Here is a 23559-nt window from a genome sequence, read left to right as displayed (position 1 = left end):
TGTCTCGGGAGATCATCGTCCCGGGGCGCCGCTCCATACTTTGGCGTGCCCTGCATCGTGTCCTTCGAGCATTGACCTCGGCGATCGGGCGGAGATCACCCACGGCCCGAGCCAGTCGCTGGGTCATGCAACCCACGCAGCTTCTTCTTGTTGATCTTGCCCACGCTGGTCCGCTCGATCGATTCCACGAAACTGACCCGTTCCGGAATCGCATACCGTGAGATGTCCCCCGAGCGGCTTCGCGCAGCGACCAGTTCGATGATCTCCGCTTCGGTCACCTCACTGCCAGGCTGCCTGACCACCAGCGGCAACGGCCGCTCGCCCCATTTCGTGTCGGCGATGCCGATCACCGCGACTTCGCTGACCGCCGGATGCAGGGCGATGATGTCCTCCAGGGTGAGCGAGGAGATCCACTCACCGCCGGTCTTGATCACATCCTTGATCCGGTCGGTCACCCTCAGGTAGCCGTATTCATCGATGTTGCCGATGTCCCCGGTATGCAGATAGCCTCCTGCCCACAGTGCTGCAGATGCATCCGGATCGTGCAGGTAGCCCTGGGTGAGCCAGGGTGCGCGCACGACGACCTCTCCGGTGGCGATGCCGTCGTGGGCGACATCCTTCATGTCCGGATCGACGATGCGCAGGTCCACCAGCGGTACCGGTATGCCGGCCTTGGTGCGCAGCGACAGCACCTCATCGGCATCGGTCGCGCTGTCCACGTCGATCTGGGCGATGGTGAGCAGAGGGCAGGTCTCGGACATGCCATAGCCGCCGAAGATGTCGATGCCCCGCGCCAGCGCACGCTGCGCGAGCGCACGCGGCAGGGCGGCACCGCCGATGATCACCTTCCAGCCCTCCAGGTCGGTCTGCGCCGCGTCCGGATGCTCCAGCAGCATGTGCAGGATGGTTGGCACGCAGTGCGAGAAGGTCACCTTCTCACGGGCGATCAATGCCAGCAGCGTCGCAGGCAGGTAGCGCCCCGGATAGACCTGCCTGATGCCCATCGCCGTAGCCACGTAGGGCAGGCCCCACGCGTGCACATGGAACATCGGGGTCATGGGCATGTAGACATCGTCACGATGCAGGCGGCCTTGACGGGGTGCACCGCCAAGCGCGGCCATCGCCGCCAGCGAATGCAACACCAGCTGCCGGTGGCTGAAATACACGCCCTTGGGCAACCCGGTGGTTCCAGTGGTGTAGAACACCGTGGCACGGGCGTTCTCGTCGAAGTCCGGGAAGCGGACGATCGGCGTGGCATCGCGCAACCCCGCTTCGTACTCGGTGGCGAAGCCTGGCGGCAGCGGACCGCCTGCATCGTCCAGCAGGATGCGCGTGCGCAGGTCCGGCAGCTGCTCGTCGATGGCGTCCAGCAGCGGCAGGAACTCGCGGTTGGCCAGGATCACCCGCGCCCCGCTGTGGTTCAGCGTGTAGGCGATCTGCTCTGGGGCCAGGCGCACGTTCACCATCATCAGCACCGCACCGATCATCGGCACGGCGAAGTAGGCCTCCAGGTAGCGGTTGCTGTCCCAGTCCATCACCGCCACCGTGTCGCCGTGGCCGACTCCCAGCGAGGTCAACAGGCCGGCCAGCTGGCCGATGCGCGCCTGCAGGGTGCGGTAGTCGAATCGGACCTGGTCGCCGTAGACGATCTCCTGTTCAGGGCTCACCGCCAGCGGCATCAGCAGCAGCTGCTTGATCAGCAGTGGATAGGCATTGGCATCGGGAGTGGGGGCGCATGACATGGCATTTCCTCGTGGGCGGCGTTGCGGTCGCCGGCCTTCTCCGCACTACACTAGCAAGCCCTTCCTGCTGCACCAGCGTACCTAGGTACCTGTTCGCGCGCGCACCCGATTTGATAATCTCGCCAGGACATGCCCACCCTGCTCATCGCCGACGATCACCCTTTGTTCCGCGCGGCACTGCATCGCGCGGCGGAAGAGGCGGTCGCCGATCTGCAGATCAGCGAAGCTGATTCGCTGGACAGCGTGCTGGAGGTGATCGAGAACCAGTCGATCGATCTGATGCTGCTGGACCTGCACATGCCGGGCAACCACGGACTGGCCGGGCTGGCCACGATCCGTGCGTTGCAGCCGGGCCTGGCGATCATCATCGTCTCCGCCAACGAGGAGCCGCAGGTCATCCGGCGTGCCATCGACCTTGGCGCCGCGGGCTATCTGCCCAAGAGCTCGGGTTTGAACGAGCTGCAATCCGCGCTGCAGTCCGTGCTGGAGGGCGAGCGCTGGATCCCGGCGCTGCTGCGCGAACCGGTGGCACGGGTGGCGACGTTCAGCAGGGATGCCGACCTGGCCGCACGCCTGGCCAGCCTGTCGGCACATCAGTACAAGGTGCTGGGCCTGGTGGCCGAGGGCCTGCTCAACAAGCAGATTGCCGACCGGCTGGGCGTACAGCTGCGCACGGTCAAGGCGCACATGACACGCATCATGGAGCGGCTGGGCGTGCGCAACCGCGCGCAGGCCATCCGCGTGCTGCACGAAATGGGATTGGCCGATCCGTCCCGGCAGATCGAAGAACGGCCTGAGCCCTGACCGGTCAGGGCGTGGTGCTGGCCGCCAGCAGGTGGTTGATCGCCCAGCGCAGCGCCAACGGTTTGAACGGCTTGTTGAGCAGGGACAGCCCAACGCCGCGCACCGCCTCGCGCGTCTCGCTGCCGGCATCCGCACTGAGGATCACCGTCGGACGCGGCCCATGCATGCCTACCAGCCGCTTCCACAGCGCAACACCGGTATCGCCATCATCCAGGTGATAGTCGAACAGCCACAGCGCCGCCTCGTGCGCTGACGGTCCGATGTCATCGGCTTGGCCTGCCGCGATGACATCGCAACCCCAGGAAAGCAGCAGCTGCCGCATCGCCTCCAATGCGTCCGGGTCGTTGTCGACCACCAGCACGCGGACTCCCTTGAGCGCGCTGCTGCCGACTGCCGGCGGCGAGCTGCGCGGGGTCGCAGGGGGTGCTGCGCGTTGCACGCTGATCGAGAAGGCCGAGCCGTGCTCGGGCACGCTGCGCAGGTGCAAGGGTGCGTGCAGCAGGTCGGCGATGCGGTGTGCGATGGTCAAGCCCAGGCCCAGTCCCTGGCCGTTGCTGCGATCGACCCGGTGGAATTCCTCGAACACCACCGCCTGCTGCTCCGGAGCAATGCCGGGGCCGGTGTCATGCACACCGATCAGCAGTGCCTGTCCCTGGCGGCGCACACCGAGCAACACACCGCCATGGCGGGTGTAACGAATGGCATTGGCCAGGAAGTTCTGCAGCACCCGGCGCAGCAGCAGGGGGTCGCTATGGACCCAGGCCTGGCTCCGCACATGGCGGAACTGCAGGCCGCGCGCCGCCGCCAGTACCGCGAACTCCTGCGCGAGCGGATCCAGGACGGTCGACAGCGCGAAGGGGCGCGGATCGGCGACCAGCCCGCCCGCCTCAAGACGGGAGATATCCAGCAGCCCGGACAGCAGGTCGTCGGTGGAGTCCAGCGCACCACGGATCTGGCGCAGGAAACTGTCGAGGAACTCCGATTCGATGTGCTGCGACATCGCATCGGTCAGCAGCTGCGCCGCATGCAGTGGCTGGATCAGGTCGTGGCCCACCGCCGTCAGGAAGCGTGTCTTGGCAACGTTCGCGCGCTCGGCTTCGTGCACTGCCTGTTCCAGCCGTGCGGTGCGGTCCTGTACGCGGCGCTCCAGGGTTTCATTGCTGCGCTTGAGCGCTTCCTCGGCGCGGCGGAAGGCGGTGACGTCGGTGAAGGTGGCCACGTAGCCACCGCCGGGCATTGGATTGCCACGGATCTCGACGATGGTGTTGTCGGGGAAGATCCGTTCGGACAGATGCGGCGTGCCACGCCGCATGTGTGCGGCGCGACGCTGCAGGGCCTTGTCGCGAGAGTCACCAAGGCCGTCGCCGATCTTCAGTTCGGCCAGCGCCCACGCTGTCAGATTGACCACCGGCTGCCCGACCTGCAGCAACTCGGGCGGAAACTTGAACAACGCGGCGTAGCGGCTGTTCCAGGCTACCAGCTGCAGCTGCGCGTCGACCACGCTGATGCCCTGGCTCATGTTTTCCAGCGCCGCTTCCAGCAGGCGCTGGTTGAAGCGCAGCGCCTGGGTGGCTTCGCCTACAGCACGGGTTACCGCATCCAAGGGCGCGGCACCGCCATCGCGAGCGGCCTCCACCAGCAGGCGCGCCATGCCCGCGCCGACCACGGCGCTCAGTTCGCGTTCGATGGTGATGACCCGGTCGTCGTCCAGCAGCTGCCCGGCATGCCCATCCATCAGTTGCCGGGCCCGCTCCTGGCCGAGGAAGCGTCCGGCCGTCCTGCGCAGCGAGGCTGCTGCCACCGCATCCCGTCGTCGCGGCAACGAGGGACGCACCGCGCGCGACACCAGCGCAACCGTCAGCAGGTTGACCGCCAGACTGGCGCCCATGCTGATGGCGATATGGCCCGACTGCAGGCGCAGCGAGACCACGGACAGCCAGTGCAGGTCATCGGGGCCTGAGGCTGGGGGCGTGGCAGGGATCACCATCGGCAGCAGCACCAGCCACAGCCAGGCCAACGACCCCAGCACGATGCCGGCGATGATGGCCGGAGAGGGCGTGCGCGGGCGATACACCGCCAGCAGGACCGCCGGCGCCAGCTGCGAGAGGGCGGTGAAGGACATCAGGCCGAAATCGCTGAGTGCCTCGGTGTCGCTCATCGCCCGGCTGTACAGCCACGACATCAGGAACACGGCGAGGATGCCGGCACGGCGGAAGGCCAGCACGCGTGGACGCAGGTCGGCCGCCGCGGCACCGCCGGCAATACCGTCCAGCAACCGTGAGCCGAAGCCATGGTTGCCGAGCATGATCGACAGGGTCAGCCCCGAAAGGATCATCATGCCGGTGGCGGCGCTCAGGCTGCCCAGATAGGCCAGCAAGGCCAGCAGGTGGTGGCCACCGGCCTGCGGCAGCGCCAGCACGTACAGGTCAGGCGACACCGATGCGGGCAGCTGCGCGGCACCGGCCAGCGCCATCGGCACCGACGGCAGCCCGATCAGCAGCAGGTAGACCGGGAACAACCAGCGCGCCGTCCTCAGGTCCGAGGTCTGGCGCAGCTCGACCACGCCGACATGGAACTGGTGCGGCAGGGTAAACGCGGAGATCGCGCCCAGCGCGACCATGGTCAGATAGTCCGGCATGATGGCCGGTGGCGGCAGCTGCGCCATCTTTTCCAGCAGCGGCGTGTCCGCCTGGCGCACCGACAGCGCCGCATAGAGGCCAATGGCGAGCAGCGCCACCAGCTTCAATACCGACTCCAGCCCCAGGGCGACCACGATGCCACGATTGGGCTCGGTGGCCGATGCCTTGCGTGCACCGAACAGCAGGGTGAACGCCGCCATCGTCAGCGCGAACCAGAACGACATGTCCAGCTGCGCGGCAGCAGGCGCGAAACGATCGCCCAGCAGCGCGCCCAGGCCCTGACTGACAGCCTTCAACTGCAGGGCGATGTAGGGAATGATGCCGAACAGCGCCACCAGGGTGATGGTGAAGCCGAGGCCGCGATCGGCACGCAGTCGTGCGACGACCAGATCAGCGATGGTGGCACTGTTGTGCTGCTTGGCCAGCCGCCCCAGGCGGAGCAGGAAGGGCAGGCCGAACGCAAAGATCAACGCCATGCCGGCCAGGGTGGGTGGAATCGGGAAACCCCATTGCAGTCCCTGCGAGGCCGCGCCGTAGTAGGTCCACGCGGTGCAGTGCACGGCCAGCGACAGCGCGTAGATGAGCGGCCATGCCTTCGAAAGCCGGTGCCCCCGGCGCTCACCCCACAGCGCCACGCCAAACAGCAGTGCGGTCCATGCAATGCAGGCGAAGAGGACGATGGAGGGCGTCAACATCGCTCCAGTGTAGGGAGAGAACCGGGCAGGGGGGTGCTAGGGGACGACCACGATCAGTGACAGCTGCTCAGCGACCAGTGCCAGCTCGCCATCGGCAACCCGCTCGACGGCCTTGCGCTGGGTCAGCAGCCACTGGCCGGGCTGGCGCGCCTCCAGTGACAGCAGCTGCGAGCGCACCCGCACCCCGGACCCGCTGGGTACCGGCGCCAGGAAGCGGACCTTGTTGAGGCCGTAGTTGAGCACATGGGCGATGCCGGGGAAGCCAGCGAGGGCGGCCACATCGTCCTGCACGGTGAGCGAGAGCAGCAGGAAACCGTGCGCGATGGTCTGCCCGCCCGGCAGCTGCGTCTGCGCGCGGCCTGGATCGACGTGGATCCAGTTGTGGTCGCCGGTGGCGTCGGCAAAGGCATCGATGCGCGCCTGGTCCACGTGGGTCACGCCACTCACCCGCTCGCTGGCCGCCCACTGCTGCAACGCCTGCAGCGCGGGAGGCAGATTGCTCTCCGCACTCACGCCACACGCTCCAGCAAGGTCAGGATCGCGTCACGTGCCTCTGGCTCGGACAGCATCGGCGCATGGCCCACATCCGGCACTTCCACCAGGCGGGCACTTTCCGAGGTGGCCGCCATCTGCCGCGCGACATCGGCCGGCAGGATGTCGGACAGCGCACCGCGCACCACCAGTACCGGCACCCGTGCGGTCAGCCCACGAACCGCACGCCACAGCACCGGCCGCAGCAACCACAGCAGCCAGGGACGTGTCGTTCGGATCACGGCCGGATCGTAATCCAGCTCCAGCAGCCCATCGCTGCGCGGGCGGAAGGTGCGCACCGCCATCTGCCGCCAGTCGTCGGTACTGAAGCGAGGGAACGCGGCCTTGCCGATGGATTCCACGTAAGCGGTGGCCTGCACCAGGTCCATCGGCGGCACCGGCTTGCCGGCGTACTTGCCGATCCGTGCCAGCGCCTCACGCGGCACCTTGGGGCCGGCATCGTTGAGCACTGCGCCCGCGATCCGCTCGGGCGCGCGCGAGGCGAGGGTGATGGTCACCAGCACGCCCAGCGAGGTGCCGACGAATACCGCCTTGGCGATGTTCTGCGAGCGCAGCAGCGCAACCATGTCATCCGCATAGGCACGTGGGTTGTAGCTGGACGGGTCATATGCGCGTTCCGACCCTGCGCGACCGCGCAGGTCGACCGCGATCACGCGCCAGCCCTCGGCGGTGAGCACATCGGCAAGCGCATCGAAATCGGCGCCATTGCGGGTCAGCCCGGGAATGCAGACCACCGTGCCACGCGCTGCCTGCCCCGCATCGGGTGCATGGTCGCGCGCGTGCAGGCGCAACCCATCATTGCTGTTCCAGTACAGGTCGTCGTAAGACTGCGTCATGCAGAAGCTTCCTGGAGATCGTAACGGATGCGCTAGAAATCGTAACGGACGCTGAGGCTATATTGGCGTGGTGGACCATAGAAGCCAATCAGCGTGCCGACCGCCGGGATGTTGTAGCCGGTGGTGCGGTATTCCTTGTCGGCCAGGTTGGTGCCCTGCAGCGAGAAGGTCCACGCATCACTCAGGCGCCAGATGACGCCGGCATTGACCAGCCCGTAACCCTGCTGGCGGATCACCGGACTGAGATCAGTGGTCGGCCACACTTCGCTCTGATAGCTGTAGCTCACCCGCGCTGACAGGTTGCTGCCGTTGGCCAGCTCGGTGCGGTATTCCACGTTGAACGCACCGGAGAATTCCGGTGCATTGGTGAACTTCATCTGCCTGGCCACATTGACGCCACGATCCATGTACTCGTCGTACTTGGTATCCAGCCACGCCAGGTTGCCGGAAATCAGCCAGTGCTGGCTGGGCAGGTACTGGTACTCGACTTCCAGGCCTTTGACCGTACCTGCGCCGGCATTGGTGAAATCACCGAAGAAGGAGTCATCGACGCCATCGCCATTGGTATCCAGGCCGGTGAACACCGACAACTGGATGTCCTTGTACTTGTTGTAGAAGGCCGACAGATTGAGGAACAGGCGCTGGTCGAGGAAGGCCATCTTGCTGCCGACCTCGTAGCTGTCCACGGTCTCGTCATCGAACGGCTCGGCCGAGCGTGGCACGGCCACCGCGTTGGCGCGGATGTTGTAGCCACCGGACTTGAAGCCACGCGTGGCCAGGCCGTAGACCATGATGTCCGGAGTGATCTGGTAGTCCAGCGAGACCTTGGGCGAGACGTTCTTGAAGTTGGTCTTCTTGTCGAAGTCCGCGGTCACCGCTACCGGGCGGCTGAAGGCCGGGTCGGCGTACAGGCGGTTCAGCACGATCGCGCGCTTGTCCTCGTCGGTGTAACGGGCGCCTACATCCAGCTTGAGTTTGCTGGTCAGGTCGAAGGTCCAGTCCGCGTACAGCGCGATGCTGTCGGTCAACACCTTGCCCTGGTTGTCGGCGAACTGCGCACTGAAGTAGTTGTTCTGGATCTGCCCGCCGGCCTCGCCACTGAACTGGTACAGGCCGACCACGCCGCGCACGCGGCCGCCGGCATCGTAGTTCAACTGCACCTCGTTGCTGACCTGGTCGTCGTGATAGGTGCCGCCCACGTCGGCCAGCTTGACCGGCGCGGTATCGAAGTCGATGTTGGCCTCGCTGTCCGATTCACGCTTGGCGACCACGTACTTCAGCGCAATGTCCTCGTTCGGCCGCCAGTTCACCGTGGCCGAGGCACCCTTGCTCTCCACGTTGTTGAGGTTGCGCATGCCCGAGCGGATGTCATAGCGGCTGTCCATCGGCGGGTATGCGCGCAGGAACGGATTGGGCGCCAGCATCTTCGAACCGCGCATGCCGGACTGGTCATCGATCCAGTCCAGTGCGAACTGCACGTCGAAGTCATCGCCCGCGTACGCGCCGACGTTCAGTCGTGCGGCATTGATCTGCTTGTCACTGACCGGCTGGCCGTTGAAGGTGTTCTCGCCAAACCCGTCGTGGTTCATGCTGGCCACCGCCACACGGGCGCGCAGGCCACTGTCGGCGCCGCCAATCGGGCCGCCGATGGCCGCCTTCGCATCCAGCTGGCTGTAGTTGCCCACGGTGATCTGGGCGAAGCCCTCGGTCTGGGTGGGCAGGCCGCGCGAGATGTACTTGATCGCGCCGCCGATGGTGTTCTTGCCGTAGAGCGTGCCCTGCGGGCCGCGCAGCACCTCGATGCGCGAGACATCGAACACATCCAGCAGCGCACCCTGCGGGCGCGCGATGTAGACGTCATCCAGGTAGATGCCTACGCCCGGATCGGCGCCCCAGGTGGGATCGGACTGGCCGATGCCTCGGATGTAGGCGGTGACCGTGCTGCTGGCGCCACGGGCGGCGTAGATGGTGAGGTTCGGCACCTGCGCGTCCAGGTCGCTGATGTCCTGGACATTCATCTTGTCCAGCGCCTCGGAGGTAAAGGCGGTGACTGCAACCGGCACCTCCTGCAGGGTTTCCTCACGCTTGCGCGCGGTGACCTTGATGCTGTCCAGGTTGGTCGGCGAAGCGGATCTGCCTGCCGTCGGTGATTCCTGTGCCAGTACCGGCCCCGTGGCCAGCAGCGCGCCGATCATGAGACTCAAACAATTCCGTTTCATTCGGTCCTCCCCCAGGCATGAGCGTGCGGATGGCCCATTGCCACCCCTGCAGCCAAGGCTAGCGGTGTCTTGGGCCAGCAGCGAGTGGACCTAGGTCCAGTCGGCAGCGGCCCGTGGATGCGGATACTGGGCGCGCCCCCAACCGGAAGCGGTCCCCGGTACTCCTTCATCCACGACTCACGCACGAGGATCTGGCCATGAAATCCGGAATCGATTCGATCAAGGCGGTACTGCTGGTGACGTGCAGCTGGCTGGCGATGGCGGGCAGCGCGGTTGCCGCTGGCCCGGCCGGTCATTGGGATATCGGCCTGTACGGCAATCTGTTCGGCGCCCGCGAGTACCAGGTCTGGGTGCCGGCCGGCTACGACGCGGCCCAGCCACTGCCCCTGCTGCTGGTGCTGCACGGCTGTGTGACCGGGCCGAACCTGATGGGCGAGGCCTCCGGCTTCAACGATGTGGCCGACACTGAGGGGTTCATCGTGGTCTACCCCCGGCAGAACGTCACCTCCAATCCGGCCCGCTGCTGGAACTGGCAGCTGCCGATCAACCAGGCCCGCGACAGCGGCGAAGCCTCGATCCTGGCCGGCATCGTGGACAAGGTGAAAGCGGGCTACAGCGTGGATCCGCACCGGGTCTATGTCACCGGCATTTCCGCGGGCGGCGCGATGACCTCGATCATGCTGGCCTGCTATTCGGATGTGTTCGCTGCCGGCGCGATCCATTCCGGTGGCATGTTCAAGGGGGCGACCACGATTTCCGGTAGCGCCTATGCGTTGCTGGCCGGCAGCATCTATTCGCCGGACAGCAATGGCCGTCTGGCCTGGCAGTGCTCGGGATCGCCGTCGCCCCGACCGCTGCCGGTGCTGGTGTTCCATGGCAGCGCCGATCTCACCGTCAATCCGTTGAACGGCCAGCAGGCCGTGCGCCAGTTCCTGCAGACCAACGATCTGGCCGACGACGGCCTGGACAACGACTCGGTGAAGTACGTGCCGACCAGCACCTATCACGGCCAGGTGCCGGGTGGACGTGCGTATACGGTGGATACCTACGCCTACGGTGGCAGGACGCTGGTGCAGCACTATGTGGTGCAGGGCATGGGCCATGCGTGGAGCGGCAGCCAGTCCGGCCTGCCGTTCACCGACCCAAAGGGGCCGGATGCCACGCTGATCACCTGGCTGTTCCTGAAGGATCAGCAGCGCTGAGTGATCGCTGCGCCCGGGCGCAGCCTGGGCGTGCCCTTGCCAGCCGCCGGGCGCACGATCAACCGCAGGCGGGCCACGCCCGCGGTTGATCGCCTGCGTCGGGCGCCTGCAGCCAGGCCCCGCGTTCGGCGAGGAAGCGCTTGGGCGGGGCGCCGACCGCCTTGCGGAACATGGTCACGAAGGCGCCAGCGCTGTCGTAGCCAAGGTCATCGGCAATGGACTGCACCGTCCTGCCCCTTGCCAGCATCGGCAGGGCAACCATCACATGCATCTGCCGCCGCCAGCGCCTCACGCTCAATCCGGTTTCAGCGCAGAACAGGCGGGACATGTTGCGCTCGCTCATTCCAATCCGGCCGGCCCACAGGTCGAGCGTTGCGCGCTCGGCCGGTGCAGCCAGCATGGCATTGGCCAGGGTGCGCAGTCGCGGCTCGGAAGGCATGGGCAGGTGAAGCCACTCCGGCGGCGCCGCAGCAAGCTCATCCAACAGCACGGTCATCAGCCGGGCATGGGCGCTGCCGTCCTCGTACTGCAGCGGCAGGCGTGCGGTGCGTTGCAGCAGGGCATGCATGAACGGGGTGATCGCCATCGCGAAGCAGTGGGCTGGCAATCCCGGAACCGCCTCGGGATTAACGAACACGACGAACCCATGGGGTTTTCCGCTGCTGCTGGCGCGGTGGGTCAACCCGCCGGGAATCCAGATCGCCCCCTGCGGCGGCACCACCCACAGGCCGGCTGGCGACTCCAGCGTGATCAGGCCATGCGTGGCCACCAGCAGCTGCGCTTTCCGATGCGAATGAAAGTCCATTTCCCACGCATCCGGGATCGGGTCCAGTTCGAACACCATGACCGTCTGCGCGACCCGATCCGGGTAATCGGCGCCCACGTCATTGCGCCCGGCAACCGCCTTGGTCACGCCTGCACCTGCGCAACCCTGGTCGGCCGGGCGCCACAGCGTGCCTCACTCCTCATCACGGGCCTGCCCGGGTTCATGTCGGTGCCAGACGCAGATGAATCCCATCAGGACGTGAATGATGGGCAGACTGCTGTGTGTTGCTTCAGTGGCGGGGGCGGTGTCATTCATGCGGGCATCCTCTGGAACCGAGGAGGGGAAGCGTATTCGGCGGGCCGGAGACCGTCATTCGACAGTTCCGCCAGGTGATTCACCAATCCGGCCATATCGACCGCACGACATCGAAGCGGCTGGACAGCCTGGCCTACAAGGCCGGAACCGTGAGCCTCTGCAGGTCGAGCTTGGCCCTCAGAGCGTAGTGCTTGCGGGTGACCGGCACGACGCAGGTCAGGCGAGGATCGACATAGTCCTTGAACAGCGGTGGACGCGGGGAAGACAGGTAGAATCCGCGATCCTGCTTGACCGCCGCCGGCAGCAGAACCTCGCTGAGGTCGCTGTCGGAGGCATCGGTGACGAGGCAGGGCGCATGGCGGAACCCGAGCCGGCGCAGCAGGTACAGGCGATGGGAGCCATTGGTCAGCACCATGCGCTTGCCAAACCGGGTGGCACTGATCAGGTTGTCACTGAAACCCAGATAGATGACGACGGCGTGGCTGGCTGCGCCGAACGGCTCGTAGTCGGCGATGGCAGCCGGATCGAGGGTCGCCACATCGAGGAAGCGCAGGTCGTTCGAGGTGGACGCGAAGGTGTAGCTGCCATCGGACTGGGTGAAGCGCACTTCCGGATGTGCATGGCCGCCGCTGCGCGCGACAAGCTGCATGACCTCCTGCGCGGTGGGCGAGGCGGTCAGGGATGCCGCCAACTGATCGATGTGACGCAGGTTGATGCACTCCTGGAAGATCACCAGTCGATCGATCTCGACCATCTGCCAACTGCGTGGCAGAACACTCGTCATGCGGTGCATCGAGGGTTGTCGCAGCGTCTGCTCAGCCAGCGGCAGCATCTCATCCGCCAACGCATGGACATTGATGGCGTCGGCCTCACCGGCTTCTTCCTGCTGCAGCCTCAGCACCTCGGCACGTGCCGTCCGCCATTCCTCCACCAGCGCAGCCTCGTCGAAGCGTCCCGGGGGGCAACGCTCCCGTACGAAGCGGATGAGCTTCGGCAGGGGAAACATCCCCTTCAGCAGAAGCGTGGGATCCAGGCCGTCGTCTCTGATCTCGCTACTCATCCCTCTCGCCTCTCGTAGGTCGTATCTACAACGGCCCGCTGGCGTCATTCGTCACGCCAAAATAAGATGTTATATCGTAACATTCAGGTGCCTTGGCGGCAATCGCCCTGCAATGTCGCGGCGATGGTGGCTTGGCTGCTCCGTATCCAATGCAACGCGATCCAACGCAATGCGCGGGTACATCCACTGACGATAGGAGATGTTCATGAACGAGCTGATTGAGCTGGGTGTAGTGGCAGGACAGCAGAACCCTGAGGATCAGGGCATGGGTGGCGAACTGATCGAGCTGGGCTCGGTGGTTTCGGAAACGAAGGCGCACAACCACGGCACGTTGTGGGATGGCGTGTTCCCGACCACGTCGCCCTGATCTACCGCGCAATGTCGCATCTGCGGTGCATGCCCTGCATGCACCGCTTCTCCGGTTCCGGCGCAGGAGCGCATGATGGAGCAGGCTGCCGCCCCGTATTTCCTGTCAAAGCACGCCCACGTCTGTGTCACCGGCGATGCGATGGTGATTCTGGACCAGGCCACGGGAAAGTATCTTTCCCTTGAAAAACGCGGCGCCGCAGGCCTTGGCAAGCTCGTTCTCGATTGGCCCCTGCAGTCCGATGACGCAAGCACGCCCAAGCTTCTGCAGGCATTGATCGACCGCCGCCTGATCACCGCGGATCCGCAGCAGGGGAAATCCGCTGCCAGCCCTGCCATTGCGCTGCCTCGGTACTGGGCGCGCGAAGGCGCGCCGCGAGGCCGTCCGCCCATCATGGCGCGTGACCTGCGTCGATTCATCGCCTCGTGCGCCTATGCCGCCTGCAGCAGAACGTTCCTTCCTTTCAGTTCCACGGTGTCGGCCGTGCGCCGTCGGGCGGATCGCGGCCACAGCAGGCCGGAAGGCGCTGAAGAACTGGCCCTGCGGGTGCGGGTGTTCGACTGGCTTCGGCCCCTGGCCTTCAGGAAAACCGATGAGTGCTTTCTCTACTGCCTGGCGATGCGCGGATTCCTGTCGAACTACGGCATCGTTCCGGCCTGGGTGTTCGCGGTCAGAACCCAGCCGTTCGCCGCGCATTGCTGGCTGCAGCACGGCGATCAGGTGTTGACCGACATTCCCTTCAACCTGCGCCGGATGGTTCCCATCCTGGTGCTGTAACGAAACCTGCCATGTACCGATACATTGCCGTGCTCTGGAACACCCACTCGGAATCCGCGACGGCGCAGGCGGAACGCATCGTGGAAAGGATCGGCGCCAGGCTGCCCGGCATCGCCTGCGTGTTGAACGACAATGGCGCGGCGATCCATGTGCAGAGCGACAACCACGGCTATTTCGAATGCAATCGCTCGAACGCGCTGGTGGTACTGGGCAAGCTGTTTCACAAAACGTTCGGCGAAGGCAAAGTGCCTTGCTGCGTGAACCTGGATCCCGCCACAGCGGACGCCGCCTGCAGCAGCCAGGGCCGCAGCATCGTAGAACACTACTGGGGCCGCTACGTGGCGTTCGGCTTCCAGCAGGAAACGTCGAGCTGGTTCGTCCTGCGCGATCCCACTGCGGAGATCCCGTGCTACATGACCACGGTGGGCCAGTTGACGCTGGTCTTCTCCAACATGGAAGACTGCCTGATGCTGGGTCTGCGTGAATTCAGCGTTGACTGGTCCTTCCTGTCGTACTCGCTGCTGTACCCGTTTCGTGATGGCCTGCAGACCGGCTTCCAGGAGGTCACGGCGGTCGAAGCGGGCGAAGCGGTTTCAATCCGCAATGGTGAGCCGGTGGGCCGGCGCTGCCAGTGGGACGTGGTGCGGCTGGCCCGCGACGCGCCGATCGAAGATCTTCAGGAAGCCGTGTCGCTGGCGCGTTCCACGCTGCTGGGCTGCATCGGTGCACTGGCCAGCCCGCACCGGCGCATCCAGCTGCAGCTGTCAGGCGGGCTGGATTCCTCGATCATCCTGGCCGGCCTGTTGCAAGCGCCGTCGGCACCGCAGGTGACGTGTGTTCACCACTACGATGAGGGCATCGGCGCCGACGAACGGCTGTTCGCGCGGATGGCAGTGCAAGGGGCCAGTGATTCCTCGGGCATGCGTTGCGAATACATCGAGTACCGAAGGCAACCTCACTGCGCGCTGGAAGAGATCATGACCTTCCCGCGTACAGCCCGGCCGGCGCATTGTTCCGGCTATCTTCTCCACCGCCGTGACGTGGCCTTCGACGGTGACACCGTGCAGTTCACCGGTGTTGGCGGTGATGCGGTGTTCCTGCGTTTCAAGGGCAATGCCGCTGCGATCGACTACGCCTGGCGGCGCGGCATCGACCGGAATTTCTTCCGCGTCGCTTTCGAAACCGCGCAGTCCGGCGATTCACTGTACGGGGTGCTGAAGGATGCGATGGTCCATGGTCTGCTCAAGCGGCCAGGCAGCATCAATGGCCGTTGGGGCAAACCCTGCCCATGGGTGCGGGTGGACCGCGCCGAGCAGGATGGCCTGCAGCCGGCCTGGTTGCGGCACGCGCAGGCGCAGGGGCATCACGTGTCACCCTACAAGCTGGCCCATATCGGCCGCATGGTGTTTCCGACCAGCGTCCTTGATCCCTTCGAAGGTGCGGGCCACTGGCATGGCGTATCGCCGATCAGTGCGCAGCCGCTTGTCGAACTGTTCGCGCGCATTCCGCTGCACCTGCTCATCGCGGACGCGGAAGACCGCACCATCGCGCGGCGTGCAATGAAAGGCCTGTTGCCGGAGGTGCTGCTGTCGCGGAAGGTGAAATCCTATCTGGATGATCACTCCGTGGCGGTCACCCAAGGGCACCAGCAGTTCATCAGGAATCTGCTGGTCGATGGAATGCTGGCCAGGCGCGGCTATCTCGACAGCGCGCTGGCCGACGCGGGCATCCAGCAGGTCGGCCCGGACCACTCGTCGCAGGTTCTCGGCATCTTCGGCCCGCAGATCAACATCGAAGCGTGGCTGCGGCGCTGGTCCGGCCAGCGTGGCGCGCAGGCGGCCGCCGTGGCCTAGGCGCTGCGGCTCATTTCTTCCAGGTACAGGCTCTCAAGATCGTTCGCGGTGATCGTGCTGGCATCAAGCGTCCTGCGCAGGCGGCCGGCCCGCATCAGGCCGATCGTGGTCGCCACTTCCCGGGCGCGGAACAGATCGTGGGTGGCCATCAGGATCGCCGTGCCGCGATCGCGTTCCCGCACGATCAACTCATGGAATTCGGCTGACGCCGTTGGGTCCAGGCCCGAGGTGGGTTCATCCAGCAACAGGGCGCTGGCTTCCTTGACGATGGCCAGTGCGATGCCGACCTTCTGCCGCATGCCCTTGGAATAGAGGCCCACGCGTCGCCCGAATGCGTCGGTCGCCAGGCCGGCGGACCTGAGTGCGTCCTTCAACCGCGCTGGCGAGCGTTCCTCGACACCGGCCAGGCGGGCGAAGTAGTCCAGATTCTCGTAGCCGGTCAGCTCGTCGTACAGCGCCACGGTCTCGGGGATGTACAGCAGCCGCCGGCGTACCTCCTGCGGCTGCTGGTGCGCACTGAGACCGTCCACTTCGGCCGCACCGGAGGTGGGTTTCAGAAAGCCAAGGAACAGCTTGATGGTGGTCGACTTGCCGGCGCCGTTGGCGCCCAGCAGGCAGAAGATCTCGCCGGGCTTCACCTCGAAGCTGACGTCATCCAGCGCCCGATGTGCACCGTGTTCCATGACCAGGCTTTTTGCAGACAGCATGTGGACGTCTCCTCAGGGCGTTGCCAGCCGGCTGCGCAATGCACCGGCTGCAAGCAGGACAAGCAGGGTGGCAATGATCAGTGCGGCGAGATCGGCGAGGACACCACGTTGGGCGACGACGGCTGTTTCGTGGAACTGGAAGCGGGGCAGGGTGTCGTACTCTTCGAAGGTCTGCGGCGCGTCACGATCCAGATAGGCCTTGTGCAACAGCCGCCGCGCCTGCCAGAAGGAGTGGACCTGTCCCTGGAAGTCGAGCGCGCGGTCGGCATCCGAGCCTGCGATGCGGTCGAGCGCGTCCTGTGTCGCGACGGCCGGCAGCAGCAGCCGCACCTTGTCCAGAACCTGGCGATGTGCGGCCTCGGCCTGCGCATGCGAGGCGATCAGGCGTTCCAGTTCCCGGTCAGCTGCAACCCGATCGGCGTAGGCCTGGCGCACAGTGTCGGAGATGACGGGGGACGGCGAATTCACTGGCGCCGACGTCGCATGCTCGCGCCGCTGGCGCGTGGCGATGTCGGACTGCATCGCCTTTACTTCGGTGGCGAACTGCATCTGTGACGGCGGCGGCGCGATCAGATTCACCGTGGCCAGCGCCAGCGACGGCGCCATGACCACGATCAGCAGCCACAGCGCGCCGGCGGCGATGGCCGCCTCGGTGGTGCGCCGGGCAAGGCAGCCGATCAGCAGTGCAAGGGCCAGCCAGAACGCGCCGTACAGGAGGACGGTCAGGGCCAGCATGGCCAGGCCCGCAGGACTGCGCGCGCCGGCCCCGATCGTCACCGCCAGGAGGATGGCCAGTGCGGGCAGCAGCACCATCAGGCCACGGGCCAGCACCTTGACCACCAGCAGGCGCGTTGCCGACACCGGCTGTGACAGCACCAGCGCCGCGATGCCGCGCTCGCGCTCACGGGACCACAGATCGTGGGTGGCCACGAGAATGACCAGCGGCAGCAGGAAGACGATGACGAAGGCGAGGTCGAATCGTCCCGCAGCCCGTGCCGCTGGATTGCCGATGTCGGCCCAGACGTGCTTGAGCAGCTGGGTCGGATCGCCCAGCGCGACCACATCGGCGGTGTAGGGGTAGGCGTCTGCCTGGCCGATCGACAGCGGTGCCATGGCGGCAGGCGCAAGCACCGGCTGAGTGCGGGGCAGCACCGAGGGTGCCTTGCCGACGAATGCCCGGCTGCGTTCCTTCGTCTGTTGTTCTTCCTGCTTGATCAGGGCGATGGCCGCCTCCCGCTGGTCCACCCATGCGCGGCCGTTCCACGCGGCGTAGGCACCCAGCCCGAGCAGCAGGACAAGCAGCACCGGCAGCGCTCGATCGCGCAGCAATCGGCGGATCTCATAGCGGGCAATCGACACAACGTTCATGGCGATCTCCCCAGCTTCCGAGCGGAGATGAGCACCACCACGCAACCCAGCATCAGCCAGACCAGCAGAATGACGAGATTTCCGCGCTGCGCGGTAGCGGTACCGGCCAGGGTCTGTTGCGGCGGCCGGTAGTGCACTGAACGGGTGATGCCGGCGATGTCGGCCACGTGCTTCCCGCCTTGTGGTGCCTTGTGCAGTTTCACTTCCTGGTTGAGTGCCTGGATCAACCGATAACGGTAGTCCTCCACGCCGCGCAGGAACGCCAGATGCGCCGGGAAATCCGTGCCGGCGAAGGCGCGCGACCAGGACTGCAGCGCCAGCGTCGGCGAGGCAAGACCAAACAGGCGCTGGGTGGCGTCCTGCTGCTGGTAGGTGGCATGCAGGCGATCGAAATGGCGGTTGTAGACGCGCGTCGAGTTGGCCTCGGCAAACTCCAGCGCCACGCCGCGGAAGTTCAGCGGCAGGTCGTCAACGCTGTCGACCCGGTAGCGTGCCATCAACGCCGCCCGCAAGGCATCAAGTCGTTTGTCGGCCGGGTCATGGCCATCCGCGCCGTTCTCCGCTTCTTCGGTCACGCCGGTCCTGAACGCCGGTGCCGAAGGGGTCGGGTACAGGGATTCGGCAACCGCAGGCGCCACCCTCGGCAGCAGCAGCGTGGACACCACCCAGAAGCCGAGCAGCACGACCAGTGACGTCCGTGCCGAGCCGGCAAGTGCCGACACCCCCACGGTAAGTGCACAGAACACCAGCAGATAGAGCAGGTAGGCGGCCGCCAGTGCGAGCAGGGCGGCAAGATCCGTGGCGTCGCCGTACTGGATGGACAGCCCCGGAAGACTGATCAGCAGCATGGCCATCACCAGCAGCAGCGAGGCGGCCGCCAGGGCAATCAAGCGTCCACAGATCAGCACGCCGGCCGAGGCGCCGGTACCGAGTTCCTGGCGCAGCGTCTCGCGGGCCACATCGCCGGACAGTGTGGCGAACCCGGCGAGGATGATCAGCAGCGGCGCCACCACCTGCAGCGCCCACGCCGCAGAGAAACCCTCGAAGCGGCTGAGTGCGGTGCCACCATCCACGGCACGGTGCCGGGCCGGGTTCTGCGCGTGGCCTTCGATGAACACCGAGGTTCCCAGGTAGTCCGTCAGCCCCGGGTCCAGTGCAGCCAGTGGCCGCACAGGGGCAGCAATGGCACGCCCCACATGTGCGGCGCTATGCGGGTCGATTGTGCCCTGGCTGTCCCAGAGCCGCGCCTCTTCCTCGCTCATTGCCTGGCGCTCCTGCGCCTGCAGGGTCAGGCGTGCAGCACCACTGAGCACCGATGCTCCCGCAATCAGCAACAGGGCAAGGGCGAGCCATAGCACGCGCCGCTCGCGCCACATCAACGTGAGCTGGGTTGCCGCAACAGCAAACGCCTGCTGGATGGCCATGACGGACCGGGACAGGGCAGGGGCTTCGGCGCGCATGGCGGCTTACCAGCGGTGCGTCAGCGTCATGGACAGGAAGCGACCCAGCGCTGTTGCATTGGTGGGGTCATAGCCGGTGTTGATGCTGTTGACGATGAACGGCGGATCCCGGTCGAACAGGTTCTGCACGTTGAACGCAAGCGATGTGCCACGCTGCGGGTCCGCCGATGCACCGAAGTGGTAGGCGAGGTTCAGATCTACGGTCGTCCAGGAGCTGACGTGGGGCCGGGCGACATTGGCGGGGTCGCGATAACTGTCCACGTAGTTCACGAAGATCCCCGCCGCGGCCTGCTGCCGGCTCAGCGCGATGCCACCGCGCATCTTGAGGTCCACCGGGTAGTACACCGAATTCACCGCATCCACCTCGGGCGACGTACTGGTCACGCGCCGCTTCGACTCGATGATGTACTGCCCGGCCAGGTTCAGCCCGATGTGGGTCTGGCCGGCATCGAAGCCATAGGATCCGCTGAAGTCGACACCACGCTGCCGGGTGAAGGCGTTGTTGCGGAAGCGGTTGTCGAGGATCACCTGGCTGTTGGTTTCGTCCATGCCTGGCGGCAACGCATACGGCCCCACGCGCGAGACGAACAGGCCCAGCCCCGATACGCCCAACTGGCGTGCCTGCTGGATCTGCTGCTGCGTGGGATTGGTGGTCAGGATGTCTGCGTAAGGTGCGGTGGACTGCAGGAACAGCGACGGGAAGCTGCCGCCGAAGCCGCTGCCGATACGGTCGGCGTATTCGATGTGGTAGTAGTTCGCATCGATCTTGAGCCCCGGCAGCGACGGCGGCGCGAACGAGAAACCGCCGGTCCAGGTCTTGGCCCGTTCGGGGCCCAGATCGGGATTGCCATTGGAGAGCATCATCAGGATGGTGTTGCCGTTGGCTGCGCTCGGATTGGGCACGTTCGCCACCACCACGGTGTTGTTCAACTGCATGTCCTGGTACACCGGCGCCCGGTAGGAACGACCATAGCTGGTACGGAACGAAAGCCCCTGGGTCGCCTCCCACAGCAGGCCGAGCTTGGGATTCAGCGTGGAACCGAAATCGCTGTAATCGTCATAGCGCGCTGCCGCAGTGAAGGACAGGCTGCGTACGCCCGGCATGTCCTTCAGCAGCGGGATGTTGAGCTCGCCGAAGGCGGACCTGATCGTTCGATGCAGGTCGAGTGGCTTTTCCAGGCCGCGATGATCGATCAGCTCATAGCCATCGCGGCGGTAGCCCGCGCCGAACGCCGCGCGTATCGGCCCGGTGGGCAGGCTGAACAACTCGCCGTCGGCGACCACATCCAGGTAGCGGGATTCGGAGTTCGTATCGGTCGGTGGCGCCGTACTGGCCGAGCTGCCGGTGATGGTGGTGCGCTGATAGGACACATCGCTCCTGCCGAACCCCGAATCCAGGCGCGCCTGCCACTGACGCGGAAGGTCCAGTGTCAGGCCGGCGAACAGGTCGAACTGGCGCGTATGCGGGAACAACCGGGTTTCGTCGGCCGTACCGGAAATGGTGGTGTCCATCTCGCGCTTGGCGAACGAGCCGGTCACGTTCAGGGTCAGCACATCGCTGAGCTGCTGCACGCCGTCCACGTACAGGCTGTGGCGCTTCGAACCGGGGTAGAGGTCGTACGGCTTGACCCGCACGTTCTTCGAGAAATCCTTGTCCACCGCCGGCAGGTTGCCCTGCTTCAGGAACTCGTAGCTGGCCAGCACATGGCCACCATCCCACGACCAGCCTGCCGACTGCGAGGCCTGGTATTCCTCCATGCCGCCGGTGGTCACGGCGCCGTAACGCACAGCGGTCTCATACCCGGTGAAGTCGCGGCGCAGGATGATGTTGACCACGCCGCCGACCGCATCGGTGCCATAGATGGCCGAGGCACCGTCGGTGAGGATCTCCACACGTTCCACCGCACTCAGCGGTATCAGCGAGACATCCACGTACTGGTAGCGGTTCGACGAGGTCACGCGGTGGCCGTTGATCAGGGTCAACGTGGTGCCGGTTCCCAGACCGCGCAGGTTGATGGCGGTGCCCTGGCCGAAGTTGTTGCCGGTATCGCGGTCGACGCCAAGGTTGGCGACGTTGGCACCATTGGCGCCACCGCCGAAGTTCTGCGGCAGTTTCTCGAACAGCTGCTGCACGGTGGCCACGCCGGTGCGGTCGATGGCCTCCTTGTCGATCACGATGATCGGCGAGGCGCCGCCGCCAATGGCATCGCGGATGTTGCTGCCGACCACCAGCACCTTGTCCAGGGTGGCGGTCGGCGCCTCGGGTGCTACGCCTGCGGCCCGCGAACGCCGGGCATCGCCGGGGTTCTGGGCCAGTGCGGGCAGGCTGGCCAGCAGTGCAGCGGCAATACTGAGGGCCATGAGCGCGCGTGGCATGGCAGCGGATACGTTCGTCATTCCCCGGTCCATCGATCCCATCCGAAAGTGGCCTGCGACGTGGCTACGTCGCTCCTGAATGGATATGTTATAGCATATCATTGTGGGGTGGAGTCCACGCCGGAACCAGGCCGATGAAGAAGACTGCTGTTCCGCCGCCCGTCGCTGAAATCCTGGGCGCGTACTGGAAGGCTGACCGCAGGCTGCTGCTGCTCATCGCCGGCAGTGTCGTGCTGTCCAGCCTGGCCAATGTTGCGGCGCCCTATCTTTTCTCACGTCTGATCGACCGTCTGCCCATCGACGGGGTCGGCGCTCTCGCGGGCGGCTTCCTGCTGTATGCGGTCATGCTTGGCGCTGGCAGCGCCCTGCAGAACACCGTGCAGTACCTGTCGTTCCTCAGTGGCGAGAATCTTGGCTTCATCACCAGTACCCGCTACTTCGCCCGTCTGCTGAAGAAGACCAACAGCTTCTTCCTGGAGTACAACGCCGCCGAGCTGCAGGTTGCAGGGGAGAAAGGCCGTGGCGCGCTGAAGATCGTGGTGCAGTTGGGGCTGGTGGCCTTCATTCCCAGTGCGCTGCAGATCCTGCTGACGCTGATAACGCTGGGTGCGTTGATCAACCTGCAGGTGGTGGCCATCGTGCTGGCCTACGGCACGGTAGCCGTCACGCTTTCCGCCATCGCTACCCGGCGCGCACGCATCCATCGCGAAGCTGCGGTCGAGGCCGGCCAGCAGAACGCGCGCTTCGTCGGCAATGCCATGAATGCCATGGAGACGCTGCGCCAGTTCGGCGGCAGCGCCTGGATGGTGCAGCGCTTCGAGCAGAAGGCCCAGGAGGTGCGCGACAGCTGGCGCGCCTACGTACTACAGCGGATCGGCTTCATTGCGCTGCTGGGCATCGGCCTGGCGGTCGAGTTCATCGTTACCTTCCATCTGTTGCTGCCGCGCTACCAGAGCGGCGGTCTGAGCGTCGGCGACATCGTCCTGTTCAATCTGCTGCTGCTCCAGCTCAACATGCCGTTCGAGATGATCGCCCGTTCGATCGATGACGTCGCGCGCTCGTGGAGCATGCTGGCTCCGCTTTCCACCTTGTGGGCGGCGCCCGAGGAGCAGCAGGTGGCCGATGCCCAGCGCTTTGCGGGTGAAAGCGGCCGGCTGGCGTTCGAGCGGGTCAGCCACCGCTATGGCAACGGTCGCGGGGTAAGCGATGTGTCCTTCGAGGCCGAACGTGGCGGCATCAATTTCCTGATCGGGCCGACCGGGGCAGGGAAGTCGACGCTGTTCAAGCTCGCCCTGAAATCGATCGATCCCCAGCGTGGCCGGATCCTGGTCGATGGGCTTGACCTGTCCCGGATCGACCGTGCGGCCTGGCATGCCGCTGTCGCGGTGGTTCCGCAGGATGTCATCCTGCTCAACGAAAGCCTGGCCGACAACATCCTGCTCGGGCGCGCGCGTGATGATGATCGGCTGCGGCATGCCGCACGCAAGGCTGCGATCCTACCGTTGATCGAGGCGCTGCCCGAGGAGCTGGAAACCACGGTGGGCGAGCGGGGCCTGAAGTTGTCCGGCGGGGAACGCCAACGCATCGCGATTGCCCGTGCACTGTATGGCGAGCCGGCGATCCTGTTTCTGGACGAGGCAAGCTCCGCGCTGGATGAGGCCACCGAACGCGAGATCATGGACCATATCCGCGCACTGGCGAACGATGTAACCGTGGTGGCCATCACCCATCGGTGGGGCATCGTGAGCCCGACTGACCGGGTGATTGATCTCGGGGGCGATGCTTAGGGCCAGGAGGCGCTCCGCAGCCAGCCTGTTCGTC

Annotated in this window: 18 protein-coding genes; 6 read left to right on the top strand and 12 right to left on the bottom strand. The window is 65.7% G+C overall.

What is annotated here, in order from left to right; translation table 11 throughout:
- Positions 1 to 95: 95 nt before the first annotated feature.
- Positions 96 to 1742, bottom strand: a complete 1647-nt coding sequence (locus ACSYAO_RS10845) for a fatty acid--CoA ligase (RefSeq protein ID WP_049461108.1) — start codon at positions 1740 to 1742, stop codon at positions 96 to 98.
- 129 nt (positions 1743 to 1871) lie between these two features.
- On the opposite strand from ACSYAO_RS10845, the gene ACSYAO_RS10840 reads away from it, so the two are divergent.
- Complete coding sequence (locus tag ACSYAO_RS10840; protein WP_049461109.1) at positions 1872 to 2546, top strand: response regulator transcription factor; 675 nt, start codon at positions 1872 to 1874, stop codon at positions 2544 to 2546.
- Between the two features lie 4 nt (positions 2547 to 2550).
- Here the strand turns inward: ACSYAO_RS10840 and ACSYAO_RS10835 are convergent, their stop codons facing one another.
- The 4 genes from ACSYAO_RS10835 to ACSYAO_RS10820 are packed head-to-tail and all read right to left on the bottom strand — an operon-like array spanning position 2551 to position 9463.
- The gene (locus ACSYAO_RS10835) at positions 2551 to 5880 is read right to left on the bottom strand and encodes a hybrid sensor histidine kinase/response regulator (protein WP_049461112.1); all 3330 of its coding nucleotides are present in this window, start codon (positions 5878 to 5880) and stop codon (positions 2551 to 2553) included.
- 36 nt (positions 5881 to 5916) lie between these two features.
- Positions 5917 to 6393, bottom strand: coding sequence for a MaoC family dehydratase (locus ACSYAO_RS10830; RefSeq protein WP_049461114.1), 477 nt, complete (start codon positions 6391 to 6393; stop codon positions 5917 to 5919).
- On the bottom strand, positions 6390 to 7268 hold the full coding sequence (locus ACSYAO_RS10825) for an alpha/beta fold hydrolase (protein ID WP_049461116.1): 879 nt from the start codon (positions 7266 to 7268) through the stop codon (positions 6390 to 6392). Before ACSYAO_RS10825 ends, ACSYAO_RS10830 begins: the two co-directional genes overlap by 4 nt.
- A gap of 32 nt (positions 7269 to 7300) precedes the next feature.
- A complete protein-coding gene (locus tag ACSYAO_RS10820) occupies positions 7301 to 9463 on the bottom strand; it encodes a TonB-dependent receptor (protein WP_049461119.1) in 2163 nt (720 codons plus the stop codon).
- 221 nt (positions 9464 to 9684) lie between these two features.
- Between ACSYAO_RS10820 and ACSYAO_RS10815 the strand changes: the two genes are divergently transcribed.
- On the top strand, positions 9685 to 10689 hold the full coding sequence (locus ACSYAO_RS10815) for an extracellular catalytic domain type 1 short-chain-length polyhydroxyalkanoate depolymerase (protein WP_149908506.1): 1005 nt from the start codon (positions 9685 to 9687) through the stop codon (positions 10687 to 10689).
- Between the two features lie 58 nt (positions 10690 to 10747).
- On the opposite strand, the gene ACSYAO_RS10810 is transcribed toward ACSYAO_RS10815, so the two are convergent.
- The 3 genes from ACSYAO_RS10810 to ACSYAO_RS10800 all read right to left on the bottom strand — a co-directional run bounded on the left by ACSYAO_RS10810 (position 10748) and on the right by ACSYAO_RS10800 (position 12830).
- Positions 10748 to 11602, bottom strand: coding sequence for an AraC family transcriptional regulator (locus ACSYAO_RS10810; protein WP_100437629.1), 855 nt, complete (start codon positions 11600 to 11602; stop codon positions 10748 to 10750).
- A gap of 45 nt (positions 11603 to 11647) precedes the next feature.
- Positions 11648 to 11770, bottom strand: coding sequence for a hypothetical protein (locus tag ACSYAO_RS10805; RefSeq protein ID WP_256200927.1), 123 nt, complete (start codon positions 11768 to 11770; stop codon positions 11648 to 11650).
- A gap of 133 nt (positions 11771 to 11903) precedes the next feature.
- Entirely contained in the window at positions 11904 to 12830 is a 927-nt protein-coding gene (locus ACSYAO_RS10800) for a hypothetical protein (protein WP_049461125.1), read from the bottom strand.
- Positions 12831 to 13035: 205 nt separating this feature from the next.
- Between ACSYAO_RS10800 and ACSYAO_RS10795 the strand changes: the two genes are divergently transcribed.
- From ACSYAO_RS10795 to ACSYAO_RS10785, 3 genes are all read left to right on the top strand, one after another.
- Complete coding sequence (locus tag ACSYAO_RS10795; RefSeq protein ID WP_162292259.1) at positions 13036 to 13197, top strand: hypothetical protein; 162 nt, start codon at positions 13036 to 13038, stop codon at positions 13195 to 13197.
- A gap of 75 nt (positions 13198 to 13272) precedes the next feature.
- On the top strand, positions 13273 to 13974 hold the full coding sequence (locus ACSYAO_RS10790; RefSeq protein ID WP_049461126.1) for a lasso peptide biosynthesis B2 protein: 702 nt from the start codon (positions 13273 to 13275) through the stop codon (positions 13972 to 13974).
- 11 nt (positions 13975 to 13985) lie between these two features.
- Positions 13986 to 15827 (top strand): asparagine synthase-related protein, encoded by a 1842-nt coding sequence (locus ACSYAO_RS10785; RefSeq protein ID WP_049461127.1) that lies wholly within the window; start codon positions 13986 to 13988, stop codon positions 15825 to 15827.
- Here the strand turns inward: ACSYAO_RS10785 and ACSYAO_RS10780 are convergent.
- Genes ACSYAO_RS10780 through ACSYAO_RS10765 form a run of 4 tightly spaced genes read right to left on the bottom strand, consistent with a single transcriptional unit; the run spans position 15824 to position 21759 of the window.
- A complete protein-coding gene (locus ACSYAO_RS10780; protein ID WP_049461129.1) occupies positions 15824 to 16534 on the bottom strand; it encodes an ABC transporter ATP-binding protein in 711 nt (236 codons plus the stop codon). The genes ACSYAO_RS10785 and ACSYAO_RS10780 overlap by 4 nt on opposite strands.
- A gap of 12 nt (positions 16535 to 16546) precedes the next feature.
- Positions 16547 to 17902, bottom strand: a complete 1356-nt coding sequence (locus tag ACSYAO_RS10775; protein WP_049461131.1) for an ABC transporter permease subunit — start codon at positions 17900 to 17902, stop codon at positions 16547 to 16549.
- The gene (locus ACSYAO_RS10770) at positions 17899 to 19362 is read right to left on the bottom strand and encodes a DUF3526 domain-containing protein (RefSeq protein WP_049461133.1); all 1464 of its coding nucleotides are present in this window, start codon (positions 19360 to 19362) and stop codon (positions 17899 to 17901) included. The genes ACSYAO_RS10775 and ACSYAO_RS10770 overlap by 4 nt, the downstream gene beginning before the upstream one ends.
- A gap of 6 nt (positions 19363 to 19368) precedes the next feature.
- On the bottom strand, positions 19369 to 21759 hold the full coding sequence (locus tag ACSYAO_RS10765; protein WP_223224620.1) for a TonB-dependent receptor plug domain-containing protein: 2391 nt from the start codon (positions 21757 to 21759) through the stop codon (positions 19369 to 19371).
- Here ACSYAO_RS10765 and ACSYAO_RS10760 point away from each other — a divergent pair.
- On the top strand, positions 21732 to 23525 hold the full coding sequence (locus tag ACSYAO_RS10760; RefSeq protein ID WP_440566940.1) for an ABC transporter ATP-binding protein: 1794 nt from the start codon (positions 21732 to 21734) through the stop codon (positions 23523 to 23525). The two genes, ACSYAO_RS10765 and ACSYAO_RS10760, sit on opposite strands and share 28 nt — an antisense overlap.
- Positions 23526 to 23559 lie beyond the last annotated feature (34 nt).

Source organism: Stenotrophomonas sp. STK16_22 (assembly GCF_051984505.1).
GTDB lineage: Bacteria > Pseudomonadota > Gammaproteobacteria > Xanthomonadales > Xanthomonadaceae > Stenotrophomonas > Stenotrophomonas maltophilia_A.
This window is presented reverse-complemented; position numbering and strand designations above follow the sequence as displayed.

What these genes read in the sequence shown, in the direction of transcription:
- ACSYAO_RS10845 (WP_049461108.1), bottom strand. Translation starts at nt 1,742, where the DNA reads ATGTCATGCGCCCCCACTCCCGATGCCAATGCCTATCCACTGCTGATC.
- ACSYAO_RS10840 (WP_049461109.1), top strand. Translation starts at nt 1,872, where the DNA reads ATGCCCACCCTGCTCATCGCCGACGATCACCCTTTGTTCCGCGCGGCA.
- ACSYAO_RS10835 (WP_049461112.1), bottom strand. Translation starts at nt 5,880, where the DNA reads ATGTTGACGCCCTCCATCGTCCTCTTCGCCTGCATTGCATGGACCGCA.
- ACSYAO_RS10825 (WP_049461116.1), bottom strand. Translation starts at nt 7,268, where the DNA reads ATGACGCAGTCTTACGACGACCTGTACTGGAACAGCAATGATGGGTTG.
- ACSYAO_RS10820 (WP_049461119.1), bottom strand. Translation starts at nt 9,463, where the DNA reads ATGATCGGCGCGCTGCTGGCCACGGGGCCGGTACTGGCACAGGAATCA.
- ACSYAO_RS10815 (WP_149908506.1), top strand. Translation starts at nt 9,685, where the DNA reads ATGAAATCCGGAATCGATTCGATCAAGGCGGTACTGCTGGTGACGTGC.
- ACSYAO_RS10805 (WP_256200927.1), bottom strand. Translation starts at nt 11,770, where the DNA reads ATGAATGACACCGCCCCCGCCACTGAAGCAACACACAGCAGTCTGCCC.
- ACSYAO_RS10800 (WP_049461125.1), bottom strand. Translation starts at nt 12,830, where the DNA reads ATGAGTAGCGAGATCAGAGACGACGGCCTGGATCCCACGCTTCTGCTG.
- ACSYAO_RS10795 (WP_162292259.1), top strand. Translation starts at nt 13,036, where the DNA reads ATGAACGAGCTGATTGAGCTGGGTGTAGTGGCAGGACAGCAGAACCCT.
- ACSYAO_RS10790 (WP_049461126.1), top strand. Translation starts at nt 13,273, where the DNA reads ATGGAGCAGGCTGCCGCCCCGTATTTCCTGTCAAAGCACGCCCACGTC.
- ACSYAO_RS10785 (WP_049461127.1), top strand. Translation starts at nt 13,986, where the DNA reads ATGTACCGATACATTGCCGTGCTCTGGAACACCCACTCGGAATCCGCG.
- ACSYAO_RS10780 (WP_049461129.1), bottom strand. Translation starts at nt 16,534, where the DNA reads ATGCTGTCTGCAAAAAGCCTGGTCATGGAACACGGTGCACATCGGGCG.
- ACSYAO_RS10775 (WP_049461131.1), bottom strand. Translation starts at nt 17,902, where the DNA reads ATGAACGTTGTGTCGATTGCCCGCTATGAGATCCGCCGATTGCTGCGC.
- ACSYAO_RS10770 (WP_049461133.1), bottom strand. Translation starts at nt 19,362, where the DNA reads ATGCGCGCCGAAGCCCCTGCCCTGTCCCGGTCCGTCATGGCCATCCAG.
- ACSYAO_RS10765 (WP_223224620.1), bottom strand. Translation starts at nt 21,759, where the DNA reads ATGACGAACGTATCCGCTGCCATGCCACGCGCGCTCATGGCCCTCAGT.